The organism is Arenibacter lacus (assembly GCF_008711145.1).
Lineage (GTDB): Bacteria > Bacteroidota > Bacteroidia > Flavobacteriales > Flavobacteriaceae > Arenibacter > Arenibacter amylolyticus.
In genome coordinates, this window is sequence record NZ_VVIN01000034.1 from 14011 (window position 1) to 31790 (window position 17780).

Consider the following 17780-nt stretch of genomic DNA (forward strand, 5'->3'; position numbering starts at 1 on the left):
AATTACATAAAGAATGGCAGTAGATTTACTACTCGGACTCCAATGGGGAGACGAAGGGAAAGGGAAAATAGTGGATGTTTTAACCAAGGAATACGATATTATTGCACGTTTCCAAGGCGGACCCAACGCAGGTCATACGCTGGAATTTGATGGAATTAAACATGTTTTACACACTATCCCATCGGGTATCTTTCACAAGAACGCTATCAACATTGTAGGCAATGGTGTGGTTATCGATCCCGTTATATTCAAGAAAGAGCTAGACAACTTAAAGAGATTTAACCTAGACATTAAATCCAAACTTCTCATTTCGAGGAAGGCACACTTGATACTTCCTACCCACCGTTTATTGGATGCGGCCTCGGAAACTTCCAAGGGAAAAGCCAAGATAGGATCTACCCTAAAGGGAATAGGCCCCACTTACATGGACAAAACAGGAAGGAACGGCTTACGTGTTGGCGATCTAGAATTTTCTGATTGGAAAGAGAAATATAGAGCTTTGGCTAATAAGCACGAGGCTATGATTGCCTTTTACAACGTAGACATCCAGTACAACCTAAAAGAGTTGGAAACAGATTTCTTCCTAGCTGTAGAGGAGTTGAAAAAACTAACCTTTATAGACAGCGAGGAGTACATATTTAACGCCCAACGTGAAGGAAAAAAGATCTTAGCCGAAGGAGCCCAAGGATCCTTACTGGATATAGACTTTGGAACCTATCCGTTTGTAACCTCTTCTAACACTACTGCAGCAGGTGCCTGCACCGGTTTAGGAGTAGCTCCCAATAAAATAAAGGAGGTGAAGGGTATCTTTAAAGCCTATACCACTAGGGTAGGTAGCGGACCGTTCCCCACCGAGCTTTTCGATGAAAATGGAGAGAATATGGCCCGTATTGGAAACGAGTTTGGCGCTACCACCGGAAGGGCTAGACGTTGTGGTTGGTTAGACCTTGTTGCCTTAAAATATGCCGTGGAAATAAATGGAGTTACAGAATTGATGATGATGAAGGCCGATGTCCTCAGTGGATTCGAAACCTTAAAAATATGTACTGCCTATAATTATGAGGGAACCCAAATAAAACACTTCCCTTACAACATAGAACCAGAACATGTAACCCCGGTGTACACCGAAATGAAAGGTTGGGCACAAGACCTAACCAAGATGAGCAAGGCCGAGGAGCTTCCAAAAGCCCTGTTGGACTACATTTCCTTCTTGGAAAAGGAATTGGAAGTCCCCATCAAAATTGTATCCGTTGGGCCAGACAGGACCCAGACCATATACAGATAACACTAAAAAGCCATCCTAGAGATGGCTTTTTACATACTGCACTTTACTAAATCTATCCCAAACAATATCTTCCTCATTCAAAATATATTATTTTTGATCAAAATTTTAATGATTTGCACAAATATATTCTCTTATTAGTTGCCCTATCTGTCCTTGGGAATGGCTATACACAAGAAACGCCTTCCGATAGTAAACAGATAAATATTGTGTATGGAGGAACCTTTACTAAAAATGAGGACCGATACCCGGGTGCAGCAATTTTCAGCAAGGACGACCAACAGGTACAGTTTGAACATGAGGGCGCAGATCTCTGGTGCGATCTTGCTATTTATTACAGAAATGAGAATAAACTTAGGGCGGTAGGGAACATCCGACTTCAACAAGGAGATTCGGTTCAACTTACCAGTGGGTATATTGATTATAACGGCGACAGCAACCTCGCCAAAGCTTGGGACAATGTAATTCTTAAGCATACAAGTATGACCCTCACCACAGATACCCTTCGGTTTGACAGGAATAACCAGGAAGCCTTTTATCAAGATTATGGCACTGTGGTAGACAGTAGCAATACCCTAAAAAGTAAAATTGGCCGATATTTTACACAATTAAAAAAATCCCAATTCTTAGATAGCGTAAACCTTACCAACCCCCAATTTAAATTGGTCTCTAAGCAGTTGGATTACTATACCGAATCTAAGAACGCCTATCTATACGGCCCTTCCACCATTACAGGGGAAGGATACGAAATATACTGCGAACGCGGATTCTATGACACCAATGTGGAAAGTGGATACGGCATAAAAAACACTCGAATAGATTACAACAACCGCATTATCCATGGGGACAGTGTCTTTTTTGATAAAAAGACCGAGTTTGCCTCGGCCACTAATAACATTATCATCAAAGACACCATTAACAACGGGGTGATTCGCGCCCATTACGCAGAAGTCTACAAGGCGCAAGACTCCGTTTTCGCCACCAAAAGGGCAGTCGCTATAAATCTTGTAGAGCAAGACTCCCTGTACATCCATGGGGATACCCTTATGCTCACAGGAAAACCGGACGAACGAATTTTAAGGGCATTTAAAAATGCGAAATTCTATAAGACAGCGCTAAGCGGAAAATGTGACTCTATTCATTTTGACCAAAAAACCGGCATCACCCAACTGATTACCAGACCCATCATATGGAATGGGGAGAACCAGATGACCGGGGATAGCATCCATCTACTTACCAATACAAAAACAGAGAAGCTAGATTCCCTAAAAGTTATCAATAATGCCTTTATTATTGCCAAGGACACCATTGGAAAAGTTGGCTTTAACCAAGCCAAGGGCAAGGACCTATTTGGGCAGTTTATAGACAACGAACTGCGCATCATAGATCTGGTAAGGAACACGGAAGTAATCTACTACCTCTACAACGACGACCAAGAGTTAATAGGGATAGACAAGACCATATGCAGCGCTATACAGATGACCATGGCAGATAATGAAATAGAGGATATTACCTTTATCACCGAACCAGATGGCGATATCTTTCCCGAAAAAGAATTGCCCGAAAATAGTAGACAGCTGAAGGGGTTTGTCTGGCGAGGGGATGAGCGTATCCTAAGCAAGGATGATATCTTTGACGAAGATGACAACAATCTTATTCTCCCCATTATACAAGGGATCAACAACCCAATTGATGTTGATATTGACCCTACGGAAGCTCTGGAGGAAGAAAAGAAACGCGATTCCATAAATCTCTCTCGCCCAAGAGCTACCCCTCCAGTGGTAAACCCTAAACATCCAAGAAAACAACTAATCCCCATAGAAAAAGATTCTACCGTAAACTAAGTCGCCCCACTCCTTTTATTGGCATTATTAAAATGTCATAAAAGGAAGGTATACATAGAGTGTATAAAATTGAAGGGTATATTTAGAAACTAACGGTTATTGAAAAATGTAAAAAATTAAGTACGATGATGACGAAAGAGGATTTTTTTAAACATCAGGCACAAACGTCCCCACACCCATTGGCTTTGGAAGTTTCCCATGCCAAGGGTAGTTATATTTACGATACCCAAGGTAAGGCCCATTTAGATTTTGTTGCAGGAGTATCTGCTTGCACTTTGGGCCACTGCCACCCAAGAGTGGTAAGTGCTATCCAAGACCAGGCAGAAAAATACATGCACGTTATGGTGTATGGGGAATATGTACAGCAACCAGCGGTAGAATACGCCAAACTATTGGCAGACAACCTCCCCGCCCCTTTAGAGACTACTTATTTGGTAAACTCTGGAACAGAAGCCATGGAAGGCGCCTTAAAGTTGGCACGAAGGTATACGGGAAGGAGCCAAATAATAAGCGCTAAAAAGGCCTATCACGGCAATACCATGGGTAGCCTCAGCATCATGGGATACGAAGAACGAAAGAGTGCCTTTAGACCCTTGATTCCTGATGTGAGTTTTATCAACTTTAATGAGGAGGAAGACCTAAAAATGATCACGGAAAAGACCGCTGCCGTAGTTTTGGAAACCATTCAAGGGGGCGCCGGATTTATACTTCCAGAGAATAACTATTTAGAAAAGGTACGGCAGCGTTGCAACTCTGTGGGCGCCATGCTGATCCTAGACGAGATACAGCCGGGATTTGGACGTACGGGAAAGCTTTTTGCCTTTGAACACTTTAATTGCACTCCAGATATTTTGGTGATTGGAAAGGGAATGGCCGGTGGTATGCCCGTAGGAGCTTTTGTGGCATCACAGAAAATGATGCAGTCCCTACAAGACAGCCCAAAATTAGGGCACATCACCACCTTTGGGGGAAACCCAGTTATTGCGGCGGCCAGTTTGGCTACCCTTCAAGAGCTTACCGAGACAGACCTAATAGCGGAAACCTTGGAAAAAGAACGATTATTTAGATCGCTATTGGTGCATCCCCTCATAAAAGAAATTAGGGGTAAAGGTCTTATGTTGGCCCTGATATTGGAAAACGAAGAAGTGGTAAACAACCTGATCCTAAAATGTGCCGAAAATGGTTTAATACTCTTTTGGCTACTATTTGAACCCAAAGCGGTCCGAATTTCCCCACCATTAACCATTTCCAATGAGGAGATTAAGAAAGGTTGTAAGCTGATTCTTGACCTACTAAACGAATCCCAACAATAATTTGTTAACTATTTTGTTAATAATAAAGCCCCAGTCCATGGGGTTTCAAGTAGTGTAAAGACTATTTTAGTTCCAAATGAATAACAAGAAGATCCTATGCCGTTAGAACCAAATGAAAGATCTGGACAGCCGATTGCCAAGTTTGAATCCATGCTGAAGACCGATGATATCTACTTCTTTGATGCCGAAGACTTTCAGGATATTATTCACCATTATTTAAACAAGGGCAAAATAGCTTTGGCTAAGAAAGCCATAAAAATAGGACTGCAACAACATACCGATAGCGTCTCATTAAAACTACTTTCCATTGAGGTTATGGTTTTTGAAAATAACCTAGAGCAGGCAGAATCCATGCTCGATGAGCTACAGGCAGTGGACAGCAGCAATGAAGAGATTTTTATCCAACGCGCTAATATCTACTCCAAAAAAGACAATCACGAGGCCGCAGTATCTCTATTACAGCATGCCTTAAAGCTTACGGACGATCATTTTGACATTCATTCCCTCTTAGGCATGGAATACTTGTTTATGGACAAGTTTGAAGAGGCGAGGAATAATTTCATGAAGTGCGTTGCCTTAGATGAACACGATTACTCTTCCCTTCACAATGTAGTTTACTGCTTCGAATTCTTAGAGGATTATGATGGCGCCATAGCTTATTTAAACGACTACTTAGAAGGAAATCCCTATAGCGAAGTAGCATGGCACCAACTTGGAAAAATGTATTTCTATAAAGAAATGTACAAAGAGGCATTGGTAGCCTTCGATTTTGCCATTATTTCGGACGACAGTTTCATTGGAGCCTATTTTGAGAAAGGCAAAGTCCTAGAAAAATTAGGTCGCCACAAAGAGGCTATTGAAAATTATGAGACTACCATTGCCATGGAAGATCCCACTTCTTACGCCTATTTAAGGATTGGTAGATGCTACGAAAAATTAGGCGAGCACGAGCAGGCAAAGTCCTACTACTACCGCACCGTACACGAAGACCCTTTATTAGACAAGGGATGGCTGGCTATTACCGGATATTACTTTAGGAGGGAAAATTATGAAAAGGCCCTTCATTACATCAATAAGGCCATTAATATTGACGGTGAAAACGCCAAGTACTGGAAGAAGTGTGCTAAAATCCATGCCGCATTAAAAAATAACGATGAGGCATATTACGCTTATCAACAGGCAGTTGAACTAGGAAACTACGAGTTTGATACTTGGTTCCATTGGGCAGATGTAGCGGTACAGTCACTAGATGTACATGCAGCAATCCAGATCCTCCTTCAAGGACACGAGTTTTACCCGCATAATAGCGAAATGCAATACAAAATGGCAGGGTACTATCTATTGATCAGCGACTACCCCAGGGCGCAATACCGTCTAATAAATGCCTTAAAGATAGACATGGATAAATTACATTTATTCAAAGACGAATTTCCACAGTTCGCCGATTCTGAATGGGTTACAAACTTAATTGAAGATGTGAAAAAAGCTTCCAGATAATTACACTATTTTTGTGGTTTTATCATTTATGGAAAAGCGCAATTTTATCAGTTACCTTATCATCTCATTAAAAGGAATGGCCATGGGAGCCGCAGATGTTGTTCCCGGTGTTTCTGGGGGTACCATCGCATTTATCTCAGGTATATACGAAGAACTGATTACCAGTATCAATAATGTTAACGCCTCACTTTTTAAAACCTTAAAAACCGAAGGGCTAAAAGCGTTTTGGACCCAACTGAACGGCAACTTCCTAGTAGCCCTACTTGTGGGGATAGCCATCAGCGTGCTTTCCCTAGCAAAATTCATAAGCTGGTTACTAGAACACCAACCCATTCCCCTATGGTCTTTTTTCTTTGGATTGGTATTGGCCAGTATTTTTTTAGTGGGCAAGGAAATTAAAAAATGGAATCCGGCCACCATACTTATATTATTATTGGGTGCAGCCATCGCTTATTATGTGACCACTCTTCCCCCCTCGGAAAACATTGATTCCCTCCCTTACCTTTTTCTTTCTGGGGCCTTGGCAATCTGCGCCATGATCTTACCCGGAATATCGGGTGCATTTATCCTAGTATTACTGGGATCTTACAAAACGATATTAGATGCGGTTCACGAACGTGACCTTAAGATTGTCCTTACCGTAGGTTTGGGTGCCATATTTGGGCTACTGAGCTTTGCCAAACTTTTAAAATGGATGTTTACCCATTATAAAAACATTACCCTGGCCTTACTTACGGGATTTATCATTGGCTCTTTAAACAAAATTTGGCCGTGGAAACTAGTTCTGGAAACCAAATTATATGGGGAAAAGCTGGTTGTTTTAAAGGAGGAGAACATCTCTCCCTTTTCCTTTGAAGGCGATCCGCAAATAATATTGGCCATTCTCTTAGCCATCACTGGTTTTTCCCTTATTTTTATCCTAGAGAGATTAGCTGCAAAAAAGTAAATGGCCATCGCTACATGAAAAACCCCAGAACTTTTACGGATAAGTTGTTTTTGGTGATCAAAGGCCTTTTTATGGGTGCCGCCAATAAAGTTCCTGGAGTTTCTGGTGGTATTGTAGCCTTTGTGGGCGGGTTTTACGAGGAATTTATCTACTCCTTGCAAAAAGTAAACGGAAAAGCCTTTAAATTGTTAATAAATGGAAAATTTAAAAGCTTTTATCAGTACACTAATGGACAGTTTTTATCCCTGTTAATTATAGGTATGCTTATCAGTTATTTTAGCATTTCCAAACTACTGGATTATTTCCTAGAACATCAAGAATTATTTGTGTGGGCCTCTTTTTTCGGCATGATCCTAGGCTCTATTTATTATATATCCAAGGATTTTTCCTATTGGGGTAAAAAAACCGTACCAGCAGGTATCATCGGTCTGTTAATTGGGGTATCTATTAGCTTTTTAAATCCGGCGACAGAGAACGACAACCTATTGTTTATCTTTTTCTGTGGCATTATCAGTGTTTCAGGAATGACACTCCCAGGGCTCTCTGGCTCATTTATACTGATACTATTAGGAAACTACGTACTTCTTTTGGTAGACTCCGTAAACGCATTATACGACACTATTGCCGAAGTCTTGATGGGAGATTTCAGCTTCATAGACAATACAAAGCGACTAAACACCCTTAAGGTATTGGGCGTATTTACTGCCGGATCGGCCATTGGACTAGTAAGCCTTTCTCACCTACTGAGCTATGTATTAAAACATTTTAAACACATTACCACTGCAGTAATCATTGGCTTCATCACAGGCTCCTTGGGGGTTGTATGGCCATGGAAACGCAGTCTGTACAAGACAGATGGACAAGGGAATGTTCTTAAAGATAGCAATGACAACCCCATAATTACGAATTATGAACGCTATTGGCCAGATATGACCGATGGAGAGACCTGGTGGGCCATATTTTTTATCATTTTTGGAATTTTTATATTATTAGCTTTGGATTGGTATGGAAAAAATAAACAGAGAAAGGCATAGATACGGACTGATTGGAAGAAACATCTCCTATTCATTTTCCCGTGGATACTTTTCCAATAAGTTCTCGGAGTTAGGTTTGGAGTCCCATAGTTATGAGAATTTTGATCTAGATAGTATTGATCAATTTCCAGATATTCTGGAGCACACCAAAGATATTAAAGGCTTTAATGTCACTATTCCTTACAAGGAGAAGATTATCCCTTTTTTAACCCAAATAGATCTTGAGGCTAAAGCCATTGGGGCGGTAAACACTATAAAGCTAATAGAGGGTCAAACTGTGGGCTATAATACGGATGCCTATGGATTTTATAAATCCTTAGCGCCCCACTTGGAAAAACACCACAAAACAGCATTGATTCTAGGTACAGGAGGAGCTTCTAAAGCCATTGCCTATGTATTGGGGAAATTAGACGTCAAATTCAAGTTTGTGTCTCGAAATCCGCAAGAGGGCCAGTTAAATTATACCGATCTGGATGCAGCAATGGTGGAAAAATACAGCATTTTAATCAATTGCACCCCCTTGGGCACCCATCCCAATGTAACGGATAAACCTGCTATTCCCTATGAAGGGATTACGACCAAACACCTATTATACGACCTGATATACAATCCCGAAAAAACAGCGTTTTTAGCAGCTGGGGAACAAGCTGGGGCAAAAATCTGCAATGGGGCAAAAATGCTTCAGTTACAGGCAGAAAAAGCATGGGAAATCTGGAACTCTTAGCATTAATCGCCCTAACCCACTGATTTTCAATAGATGCATTTCATATTATTAAGGTCGCACTCTTAAACAGAAGTTTCCTTATCTTTGTTAATGAATAGGTTGTAATATTATTATTGTACATTACGGCCCAATAGCTATAAACATTCAGAAAATGTTAGAAGACAAAGAAAATAAACTACAGAACAATGTAGGGGAGGAAGATACTTCAGGGAACGTAACACCCTCGAATAATTTGGAAGAAAACCATCATGCATCCCCAAATTCCACAAACGGAAAAGAGGCGACAGATGCCCCAGACGGTTCAACGGACTCCAATAAAATAGCGGAACCTCAGCTTGATGATGTTAAGGGGGTAAATAGTAGCGAAGCTGAGGGAAATAATAAAGAAGATGGCAACAGTTCGGCAGCGGAAACAACAAAGGATATAAAGACACCCTCCGAAACATCGGACGCCAAGGACAGTGCAACTGAAAAGGAAGCGGATATACTGGACGAAATCGATGAATCTAACGCGGAGGATGCCGAAGATACAGACAATCAGCAACGTCACCATATTCCTATGCCAGACTACCACTCCATGTCCATGGAAAACTTGGTGGGAGAATTGCAGCGATTGGTACGTAATGAGAAAGTACAGGCTATAAAAAAACACGTAGATTCCATTAAATATGAGTTTGATCAAAAATTTCAGGAATTCCTGGAAGAAAAGAAGGAGGACTTCATAGCAAGTGGAGGAAATGAAATAGATTTCAGATACAACTCCGTAACCAAAAGACAGTTTAATGAGGTATACTCGGATTACCGAGAGAAAAGAAATGCCTATTATAAAAATTTAGAACAAGGCCTTAAATCCAATTTAACGAAAAGGCTAGAAATTATTGAGGAGCTTAAAGGTCTTATAAATGTAGAGGAGGATATAAACACTACTTATAAGAATTTTAAGGATATCCAAGAGCGATGGAAAACCGCAGGTCCTGTACCGCGCACCAATTACAATGATGTTTGGCGAACCTACCATCACCATATAGAACTTTTCTACGATTTCCTTCATTTAAATAGGGAACTTAGGGATCTGGATTTTAAGCACAATTACGAGGAAAAGCTAAAAATTGCAGAACGTGCCGAAGCTTTGGCAACGGAAAAAGACCTACATAAGGCCTTTCAAGAGCTCCAAAGCCTGCACAAAATGTGGAAAGAGGAAATTGGCCCCGTAGCCAAGGAGCACAGAGAGGAAATATGGGAGCGCTTTAGCAAGGCTACCAAGCAGTTGCACCAGCGTAGACAAGAATACTACAAGGACCTTGAAAAGGTATATGAAGCCAATTTGGAGAAGAAAAATGAAATAATCAACTCCATAAAGAAAATAGCTTCCTCCACCGCCAACAAGCATAAGGAATTGCAGCAACAGATACGGGAGATTGAAAGCCTTCGCGAACAATTTTTCAAAGCAGGGAAGGTTCCTCAAAAGGTAAATGAGCAAACTTGGGCTAGTTTTAAAAGTGCCGTTAGAGAGTTCAATAGAAACAAGAACAACTTTTACAAGAACCTCAAGAAGGAACAGCAGATTAACCTAGATAAGAAACGAGCCTTATTAGATCTAGCAGTTTCCCTAAAAGACAGTGAAGAATGGGAGCAGACCACACAGGAGATGAAAAGGATCCAAAGTGAATGGAAAAAGATAGGCCATGTTCCACGAAAGTATTCAGATAAAATCTGGAAGGAATTTAAAGCCGCGTGCAACCATTACTTTGATCGTTTCCATGCCTTGAAAAACGAGGCTCAAAAAGAGGAGTTAGAGAATTTTGAGAAAAAGAATGCCTGTTTAGACCGACTTAAGGAATTTGAATTAAGTGGGGATAAGGATAAAGACTTGGCTACCATCAAAGAATTCATTGCCGAATGGAAGGAATCTGGAAGGGTCCCTTACAATAAAATGAGCATCAATGCCAAATTCAATAAGATATTAGATGCTATTTTTAAAAAGCTCGATATTAGTAAACAAGAAGCCGAGCTATTAAAATACGGAAATAAGATTCAGCGCTTGGCTAATAATGACAACGATTACGCTATTGCCAACGAACGCACCTTCATTAAGCGAAAGATAGATGAGAGCAAAAACGAGATCAGACAGTTAGAAAACAACCTCCAATTCTTCTCCAATGCCTCCGAAGACAATCCGCTAGTTAAAGATGTGATCAAAAAAATAAACAAGCACAAGGAATCCTTAGCTACCTGGAAGGCGAAGTTAAAAAAACTGAATATTTTAGCCCATAATTTAACCAAGGAAGCCCAAGAGGCCGAAGAGGAGCAAAACAACGAGGAAAAAGAGGCCTAGTTGTAGTGTTTCTAAAAATCACCAAAACCCCATTTACCTAGCGGCAAATGGGGTTTTTACGTAAAAGGGTACTGCACAGCAACAGATAATTTTACCATCTATAACAAAGCGCTTCTATGGCACTTTAAATAGATATAGTACCTAGGGTATATTTTCCCGCTAATCCCAGCATGCAAGGTAGAGAAAGGCCATGGACTATCCTTTTAATCTTGGATATGAAGAAGCACAGATGCCAGCCAGTGAGATCCGTTTTACAACACTCTATAATCAGCACTATTTACCCCAACTAAAAAAGTCACTCTAAACACAGGGCAACCCCCTATATCAAGAATGACTTTTTAAAAGAAATCACTAAGCAGCCAAATGCCCCTAATGATAACTTCCCACTAAAATTATTTTGCAACGTTCACCGCCCTTGTTTCTCGGATTACGGTAACTTTAACCTGACCAGGATAGGTCATATCGGTCTGTATTTTCTGGGAAATCTCAAAAGATAACTGTGCTGCCTTATCATCGCTTACACGCTCACTTTCAACAATCACTCTGAGTTCCCTTCCTGCTTGGATGGCATAGGCTTTTTGAACCCCACCAAATCCAAGTGCAATCTCTTCTAAATCCCTTAGCCTTTGTATATACGAATCTAGCACCTGTCTTCTAGCACCAGGCCTAGCTCCACTAATGGCATCACACACCTGCACAATAGGTGCAATCAGGTTTTTCATTTCAATCTCATCATGGTGCGCACCAATAGCATTACAAACGTCTTCTTTTTCACCAAACTTCTCGGCCCATTGCATTCCAAGAATAGCGTGTGGTGTTTCTACTTCGGCTTCGGTATTGGGCACCTTACCAATATCGTGCAACAGTCCTGCTCGTTTCGCCATTTTTGGATTTACGCCAAGCTCGGCCGCCATAACCCCGCAGAGTTTTGCCACCTCCCTGGAGTGCTGCAATAAGTTTTGGCCATAGGAAGACCTATATTTCATTCTCCCCACCGCTTTAATCAATTCTGGATGCAATCCGTGTATCCCCAAATCTATTACGGTACGCTTTCCAATTTCTACGATCTCCTCTTCTATTTGTTTTTCGGTCTTTTTCACAACTTCCTCGATCCGTGCCGGATGTATCCTTCCATCGGTCACCAATTTATGGAGCGATAATCTTGCTACTTCCCTCCTAACGGAATCGAAACAAGAAAGAATAATGGCTTCTGGGGTATCGTCTACAATAATCTCTACTCCTGTAGCAGCTTCTAAAGCCCTAATGTTTCTTCCTTCCCTACCAATAATTCTACCCTTAACATCGTCTGACTCTAAGTTAAATACCGAAACACAATTTTCAACGGCCTCCTCGGTCCCAATACGCTGAATGGTATTAATCACTATTTTCTTGGCCTCTTGTTGTGCGGTAAGCTTGGCCTCCTCCATGGTAGTTTGTATAAACGACATGGCATCAGACTTAGCAGTTTCCTTTAGGGATTCTAATAGTTGGGACTTTGCATCATCAGCAGATAATCCGGAAATAACTTCCAATTGTTGCACCTGACTTCTGTGCAGTTTTTCTAGCTCGGCCTGCTTTTTATCAAAGAATTCACTTTTATTCTTTAACTCCTTTAATTTGCCTTCTAGCTGCTCGTTCATTCGCTTACCCTTCGCTAGCTCTCCACTAACCTGCGATTCCTTATCCCTGGTACGTTTTTCGGACTCGGCAATCTTCTTATCCTTATTGATGATCACCTTTTCGTGTTCGGCCTTCAGCTCTAAGAATTTCTCCTTGGCCTGGAATATTTTGTCCTTCTTTATATTCTCCCCTTCAATTTTAGCTGCCTTAACGATATTGGCTGCTTCCTTTTTTGCGTTGGCAATGATCTTGGACGCCTTGCCTTTTTCCATCATCTTGGCTATGGCAAAACCGATCACCAGTCCAACTAAACCCATTATTATTGCTATACTCTCCATATGTATGTTAAAAATTAGTAAAAAAAAAGCCCACATTGACGGAAGATTTGTACAAACCCCTATAAACAGGTTTAGGGCTACCAGACTGATCAAGGATCCTTATACTAGTAAGGCCTGCTTTTACAATCTAAACTCACCCTTTTCAAACAAATTAGTGTTGAGTTTGTCAAAAATTAATTACCAATGTGGGCAGTAACTATATCTATTTAAAAGAACGTTATTTTATTCCTAGCTTGGAATCTATCAAATCATTCAGTGCATTGAGTCGCTCTGTGGTCTCTGCAACCCCTTCCGATTGATCTATTCCTTGTTGCTCAATTTTAGAGGCAAATTGGAGTGCGCACATGGCAAGCACATCCTGTTTATCCCTAACGGCATAATTTTGCTCAAATTTTTTCGCCAACTGATCTATATTCTTAGCGGCCTTTCTTAGACCTTCTTCCTGAGAAGGGTCTATAGTTAACGGATATACCCTATCTGCTATAGAAAGCTTTATTTTGAGCTTTTCTGCCATATTATTTACATTACATTATTCCGAAAGTTGCACTATACAGTGGTCCAACTCGCGTATTAATGTATTTATCTTAAGCTTAGCTTCAGTCTTGTTTGTATCACTGCCCAGTATTGTATTTGCCAACTTCAGGGAATTGTATTTGTCCTGCCATTCCTCTACGGAAGCAGTCATTACTTCGTATTCGTTTTTTACGGCTATCAATTCTTCTTCCAACCTAATGTTTTGGTCTTGCAAAAGCGCTAACTGGTGCAATAACTTACTAACTTTATTTTCTAAAGAATCTACAATTTCAATCAATTCACCCATATGCAAATAGCAATGCATTTTACACAAAGTTAATATACCTCGTCTTACTTAGCAATTCTTTTTTCAATTATTCTAAAAGTAATGTATTCCCTACCGAAGCAGGCTGAACTCTTACAACACGTAACGTATTTAAAACTAAGACTTTTTTTTCAATTTGAACGGTATTAATTACTTTCGCTTCAATTTACGAATAATTATGAGAGGGATACAATTAGGATGCTATTTATTACTAACACTTATGGTTTATGGACAAAAAAATTATCCTACGGATGCCTTTAGACCTCCCTTGGATATTCCCCTTATTCTATCGGGTACCTTTGGCGAATTACGTGCTAACCATTTCCATGCAGGAATAGATATAAAGACCCAACAAAGGGAGGGGCTTCCTGTCTATGCCATTGGTGATGGTAGGGTTTCTAGGATAAAGGTGTCGCACTGGGGGTACGGAAAGGCCCTGTATATAGTTCACCCTAATGGTTATACCTCTGTGTATGCCCATTTACAGAAATTCTCTCCAGAAATAGAAGCCTATGTAAAAAAGGTACAGTATCAAAAGAAATCATACGAAGTAGAGATTTTCCCTAGCAGTACAGATATTCCCCTCAATAAAGGGGAACTTATTGCCTATACTGGAAACACCGGAGGTTCTGCCGGTCCCCATCTCCATTTTGAAATAAGGACCAGTGCATCGGAAATGCCCACCAACCCACTATATTATGGCTTGGAGGTTAGGGATGCCACCAGTCCCACCCTACTGGCTGCCTATGCATATCCCCTATCGGAAAATGCCCAAGTAAATCAGAGTCAGGAAAAAGTACAGCTAAAATACCACAGGCAGGCAGATGGTACTTTTTTGGCTGACAAGGTAACTGCTTCCGGACTCATAGGGTTTGGCATCAATACTTATGACCGACAAGATTTGGCGGCCAACAAAAATGGCCCCTATTCCATAAAAAAATCCGTAAACGGCAGGGTTTATTCCGAATATAGGTTTGAGACTTTTTCTTTTCCAGAGAGCAGGTATATCAACACCCTAATAGATTATCCGCACTATGCCACCTATGGTGAAAGGATTCAAAAGACCTATAAAAAGTCCAGCAACCTATTGGGGATCTATCAAAATTTATACAATGACGGAAAGGTGGAGATCAATGAAGGACTTTCATACAATGTAGAAATCCAAATCAGTGACCTAGCTGGCAACAACACCAAATTAATCATTCCAGTAGAAGGTAAAAGACAAGAAATACTGATCCCTAGAAAGGAAGAAAAGACCGATTACTACATCCTTGCTAAAAAACCGATGAATTTTGATCTTGGGGGAGCCAAGGTATATTTCCCCGCGAATACTTTTTATGACAACTTCTTTATAGACCTTAAAAAAGGACAAGATACTGTTACCATCCACAATAATACGGTGCCGGCACACAGAAATTTCACCATCACTTTTGATGTTAGCAAATACACCAATGAGGAAAAAGCGCAGTTATTTATAGGGAGATTGGATAAAGACCTAAAACCCAGTTATTCCTCTACCTATAAACGAGGTACTACCTTTACCACCAGAACCCGTAATTTGGGCACTTACACCCTGGCAAGAGATACAGTGGCCCCTAGCATAGAACCAAAGAACTTTAGGGACAAACAGTGGCTTTCCAACTACAATTACCTAAGCCTTCGGATAGATGATGACCTAAGCGGCATTAACACCTATACCGCTACCTTGAACGGTAAATGGATCTTAATGGAATATGAACCCAAAACCAAAACCCTAACCTATAACTTTGATGATTTAAAATTGGATCAGACACAGGGCGACCTAAAGGTTGTTGTAACGGATAATGTAGGGAATAGCAGCACTTTTACCAGTACCTTTTATAGAAAATAATCGCTATCCATTTAACAAGCTTATGTTTACATAGAATTTTAGCATGAACTATAATAAACTCCCACATTATAAGAATATTAAGAACAAGATTTTGGAAAATATGATATTTTTGTGTGAACATATTATAGAAGCCACTCTCAATTTCTACAATCAATTGGGCTTACCCATTCAAGGTTGTAATAATATCCAAAAAAACAGAAGCATCGGATGAAAAATAAACTCGCCATTTTATTAGCTCTCATAGGCCTTACCCTAAATGCCCAAAAAAATATATACGAGAGTGCCAAATTTGATGATTTAAGCAAATCTCACCAAACATTGGCCATCATCCCGTTTCTTACCAGCTTACAGTTAAAGGGCGAAGTTTCTGATGACGAATTAAAGCAATTAGAAGAAAAAGAAGCCTACGAGGTTCAAAACGCTTTGGAAACCTATTTTTCCAAAAGGAAGAAGAAAAAGAAATTCTCCGTAACCTTTCAGAACATCAAGAATACCAATGCCATATTGAGTCAGCAAAACATAACCTATGAAAATATAGACATCTATACGGTAAGGGAGCTATCCGAGATTTTGGGAGTAGACGGAATCATAAGTGGCAATCTAGATCTAAACGTGCTCTTATCCAACGGCGTACCCACTAAATTCAGCATTATGGACTATATTAATGGAGATGCCAACTACGGTAGGATAGGGGTTAAAATAAGTGACGGGACCAGCGGTAAATTACTTTGGAAGTACGAAAAACAGATCAATAAAAAATCTGGCAAAAACACCACCGACCTTATCGATAAAATGATGAAAATGGCATCTAGAAAGTTCCCGTACGACAGGGAACGTCCCCGCGACCGAAAAGACAATTAATCTTTTTGGTAGTCTTCCAATACTTGGATTACATAGTCCAAGTCTTCCTTGGTATTGAATTTAGAAAATGAAAACCTCACCGATGGCTTTTTTCTATCCGCTCCGGAAAGTATCTCCGTGAGCACATGTGAGCCTTGGTCACTACCAGATTGACAAGCACTTCCTGCAGAACAAGCAATTCCATTTATATCTAAGTGAAACAATAGCAACATGGCTTTTTCTGGATCAAATGGAAGTAGGATATTAACCAATGTATAAGTACTTTTCTCCATATCTCCGGAAAGCCCGTTAAACTGTACCCCCGGAATTCTCAGCTGTAATTGCTCCATAAAATAGCGCTTTAATTCGCTAACATATTTCTTCTCCTCCTCCAGATTTTCATAGGCCGAAACAAAGGCTTCCTCCAAACCTACAATATTGTGAAATGGTTCCGTTCCCGCTCTAAATCCGCGTTCTTGGGCGCCACCAAAAATTAAGGGCTTTAATCCAGAATTGCGTTTTATATAGGCAAACCCAATTCCTTTGGGACCGTGAAATTTATGGGCAGCGGCAGTGAGGAAATGAAGTTGCGTCTTTTTTAAATCCCAAGGAAAATGACCAATAGATTGTACGGTATCGGAATGAAACAAGGCCTGGTGATCCAAACACAGCTTGCTTACCGCCTCTACATCCAACAAATTTCCAATTTCGTTATTCACATGCATCAGGCTAACCAGCTTTTTATCATCCCCATCCCTTAATAAGGCCTCTAAATGTGTTAAATCTGGGTTTCCATAACTATCTAAGTCTACATATTTAAGCTGCACTCCATATTCTTTCTCTAACTCACAGGCAGTATGCAATACCGCATGGTGCTCTATACGCGAAGTAATCAAGGTTTTAATTCCAAGGTCTCTTACCGCACAGCGCAGTATCATATTATCTGCCTCGGTTCCTCCAGAGGTAAAAACTATTTCCGAGGGATGGGCGTTTAGGTGTTTTGCAATGGTTTTTCTCGCCTTTTCGATACCCGTTTTTGCCGATCTACCAAAACTATGGCTAGAAGAAGGGTTCCCATAGCAGGTAGACAAAGCCTCCTGCATTCTTTTAATTACTTCGGGTCTAACCTGTGTGGTGGCAGCGCTATCCAAATATACCTTTCTCATTAAAAAAACATTGTAATTATTTAAACTCCTAAACTAAAAATAGATCTGGCAAAAATACTTGAAATAAAGTTAATTTCCTGCAAAATACGGGGAAAGCTCTAGGTTTATGAGTTATTTTTCAATTAAATTTGAG

The 17780-nt window shown here is 40.4% G+C and carries 14 protein-coding genes and 1 other RNA gene; 10 read left to right on the forward strand and 5 right to left on the reverse strand.

Translation table 11 applies throughout. The annotated features are described in order from the left end of the window. The first annotated feature begins 13 nt into the window (after window positions 1–13). The 8 genes from F1E73_RS10905 (at window position 14) to F1E73_RS10940 (ending at window position 10975) form a co-directional block, all read left to right on the forward strand. Window positions 14–1285, forward strand: coding sequence for an adenylosuccinate synthase (locus F1E73_RS10905; protein WP_150451915.1), 1272 nt, complete (start codon window positions 14–16; stop codon window positions 1283–1285). 113 nt (window positions 1286–1398) lie between these two features. After that, window positions 1399–3126: an OstA-like protein gene (locus F1E73_RS10910; protein WP_150451916.1), complete on the forward strand. Its 1728-nt coding sequence runs from the start codon at window positions 1399–1401 to the stop codon at window positions 3124–3126. A gap of 128 nt (window positions 3127–3254) precedes the next feature. Further along, window positions 3255–4439: an aspartate aminotransferase family protein gene (locus F1E73_RS10915; protein WP_150451928.1), complete on the forward strand. Its 1185-nt coding sequence runs from the start codon at window positions 3255–3257 to the stop codon at window positions 4437–4439. 96 nt (window positions 4440–4535) lie between these two features. Next, a complete protein-coding gene (locus tag F1E73_RS10920) occupies window positions 4536–5936 on the forward strand; it encodes a tetratricopeptide repeat protein (RefSeq protein WP_150451917.1) in 1401 nt (466 codons plus the stop codon). Between the two features lie 28 nt (window positions 5937–5964). Beyond that, window positions 5965–6882, forward strand: coding sequence for a DUF368 domain-containing protein (locus tag F1E73_RS10925; protein ID WP_150451918.1), 918 nt, complete (start codon window positions 5965–5967; stop codon window positions 6880–6882). Between the two features lie 14 nt (window positions 6883–6896). Next, window positions 6897–7916, forward strand: a complete 1020-nt coding sequence (locus F1E73_RS10930; RefSeq protein WP_150451919.1) for a DUF368 domain-containing protein — start codon at window positions 6897–6899, stop codon at window positions 7914–7916. Then, a complete protein-coding gene (locus F1E73_RS10935) occupies window positions 7888–8640 on the forward strand; it encodes a shikimate dehydrogenase family protein (protein ID WP_150451920.1) in 753 nt (250 codons plus the stop codon). The genes F1E73_RS10930 and F1E73_RS10935 overlap by 29 nt, the downstream gene beginning before the upstream one ends. 151 nt (window positions 8641–8791) lie before the next feature. Then, window positions 8792–10975, forward strand: coding sequence for a DUF349 domain-containing protein (locus F1E73_RS10940; RefSeq protein WP_086477382.1), 2184 nt, complete (start codon window positions 8792–8794; stop codon window positions 10973–10975). 392 nt (window positions 10976–11367) lie between these two features. Here F1E73_RS10940 and rny read toward each other — a convergent pair whose 3' ends face one another. The 4 genes from rny to F1E73_RS10960 all read right to left on the reverse strand — a co-directional run bounded on the left by rny (window position 11368) and on the right by F1E73_RS10960 (window position 13753). After that, on the reverse strand, window positions 11368–12933 hold the full coding sequence (gene rny / locus F1E73_RS10945; RefSeq protein ID WP_086477409.1) for a ribonuclease Y: 1566 nt from the start codon (window positions 12931–12933) through the stop codon (window positions 11368–11370). Window positions 12934–12986: 53 nt separating this feature from the next. Further along, a non-coding RNA gene (ssrS, locus tag F1E73_RS10950) (6S RNA) lies at window positions 12987–13096 on the reverse strand. 54 nt (window positions 13097–13150) lie between these two features. Then, a complete protein-coding gene (locus F1E73_RS10955) occupies window positions 13151–13447 on the reverse strand; it encodes a cell division protein ZapA (RefSeq protein ID WP_086477383.1) in 297 nt (98 codons plus the stop codon). 15 nt (window positions 13448–13462) lie between these two features. Then, window positions 13463–13753: a hypothetical protein gene (locus F1E73_RS10960; protein ID WP_086477384.1), complete on the reverse strand. Its 291-nt coding sequence runs from the start codon at window positions 13751–13753 to the stop codon at window positions 13463–13465. 196 nt (window positions 13754–13949) lie between these two features. Between F1E73_RS10960 and F1E73_RS10965 the strand changes: the two genes are divergently transcribed. Next, on the forward strand, window positions 13950–15641 hold the full coding sequence (locus F1E73_RS10965) for a M23 family metallopeptidase (RefSeq protein WP_086477385.1): 1692 nt from the start codon (window positions 13950–13952) through the stop codon (window positions 15639–15641). Window positions 15642–15848: 207 nt separating this feature from the next. Further along, window positions 15849–16502, forward strand: a complete 654-nt coding sequence (locus F1E73_RS10970; protein WP_086477386.1) for a hypothetical protein — start codon at window positions 15849–15851, stop codon at window positions 16500–16502. Here F1E73_RS10970 and F1E73_RS10975 read toward each other — a convergent pair. Further along, window positions 16499–17647: a cysteine desulfurase family protein gene (locus F1E73_RS10975; RefSeq protein WP_150451921.1), complete on the reverse strand. Its 1149-nt coding sequence runs from the start codon at window positions 17645–17647 to the stop codon at window positions 16499–16501. The genes F1E73_RS10970 and F1E73_RS10975 overlap by 4 nt on opposite strands. Between the last annotated feature and the right edge of the window lie 133 nt (window positions 17648–17780).

What these genes read in the sequence shown, in the direction of transcription:
- F1E73_RS10905 (WP_150451915.1), top strand. Translation starts at nt 14, where the DNA reads ATGGCAGTAGATTTACTACTCGGACTCCAATGGGGAGACGAAGGGAAA.
- F1E73_RS10915 (WP_150451928.1), top strand. Translation starts at nt 3,255, where the DNA reads ATGACGAAAGAGGATTTTTTTAAACATCAGGCACAAACGTCCCCACAC.
- F1E73_RS10920 (WP_150451917.1), top strand. Translation starts at nt 4,536, where the DNA reads ATGCCGTTAGAACCAAATGAAAGATCTGGACAGCCGATTGCCAAGTTT.
- F1E73_RS10925 (WP_150451918.1), top strand. Translation starts at nt 5,965, where the DNA reads ATGGAAAAGCGCAATTTTATCAGTTACCTTATCATCTCATTAAAAGGA.
- F1E73_RS10930 (WP_150451919.1), top strand. Translation starts at nt 6,897, where the DNA reads ATGAAAAACCCCAGAACTTTTACGGATAAGTTGTTTTTGGTGATCAAA.
- F1E73_RS10935 (WP_150451920.1), top strand. Translation starts at nt 7,888, where the DNA reads ATGGAAAAAATAAACAGAGAAAGGCATAGATACGGACTGATTGGAAGA.
- F1E73_RS10940 (WP_086477382.1), top strand. Translation starts at nt 8,792, where the DNA reads ATGTTAGAAGACAAAGAAAATAAACTACAGAACAATGTAGGGGAGGAA.
- rny (WP_086477409.1), bottom strand. Translation starts at nt 12,933, where the DNA reads ATGGAGAGTATAGCAATAATAATGGGTTTAGTTGGACTGGTGATCGGT.
- F1E73_RS10955 (WP_086477383.1), bottom strand. Translation starts at nt 13,447, where the DNA reads ATGGCAGAAAAGCTCAAAATAAAGCTTTCTATAGCAGATAGGGTATAT.
- F1E73_RS10960 (WP_086477384.1), bottom strand. Translation starts at nt 13,753, where the DNA reads ATGGGTGAATTGATTGAAATTGTAGATTCTTTAGAAAATAAAGTTAGT.
- F1E73_RS10965 (WP_086477385.1), top strand. Translation starts at nt 13,950, where the DNA reads ATGAGAGGGATACAATTAGGATGCTATTTATTACTAACACTTATGGTT.
- F1E73_RS10970 (WP_086477386.1), top strand. Translation starts at nt 15,849, where the DNA reads ATGAAAAATAAACTCGCCATTTTATTAGCTCTCATAGGCCTTACCCTA.
- F1E73_RS10975 (WP_150451921.1), bottom strand. Translation starts at nt 17,647, where the DNA reads ATGAGAAAGGTATATTTGGATAGCGCTGCCACCACACAGGTTAGACCC.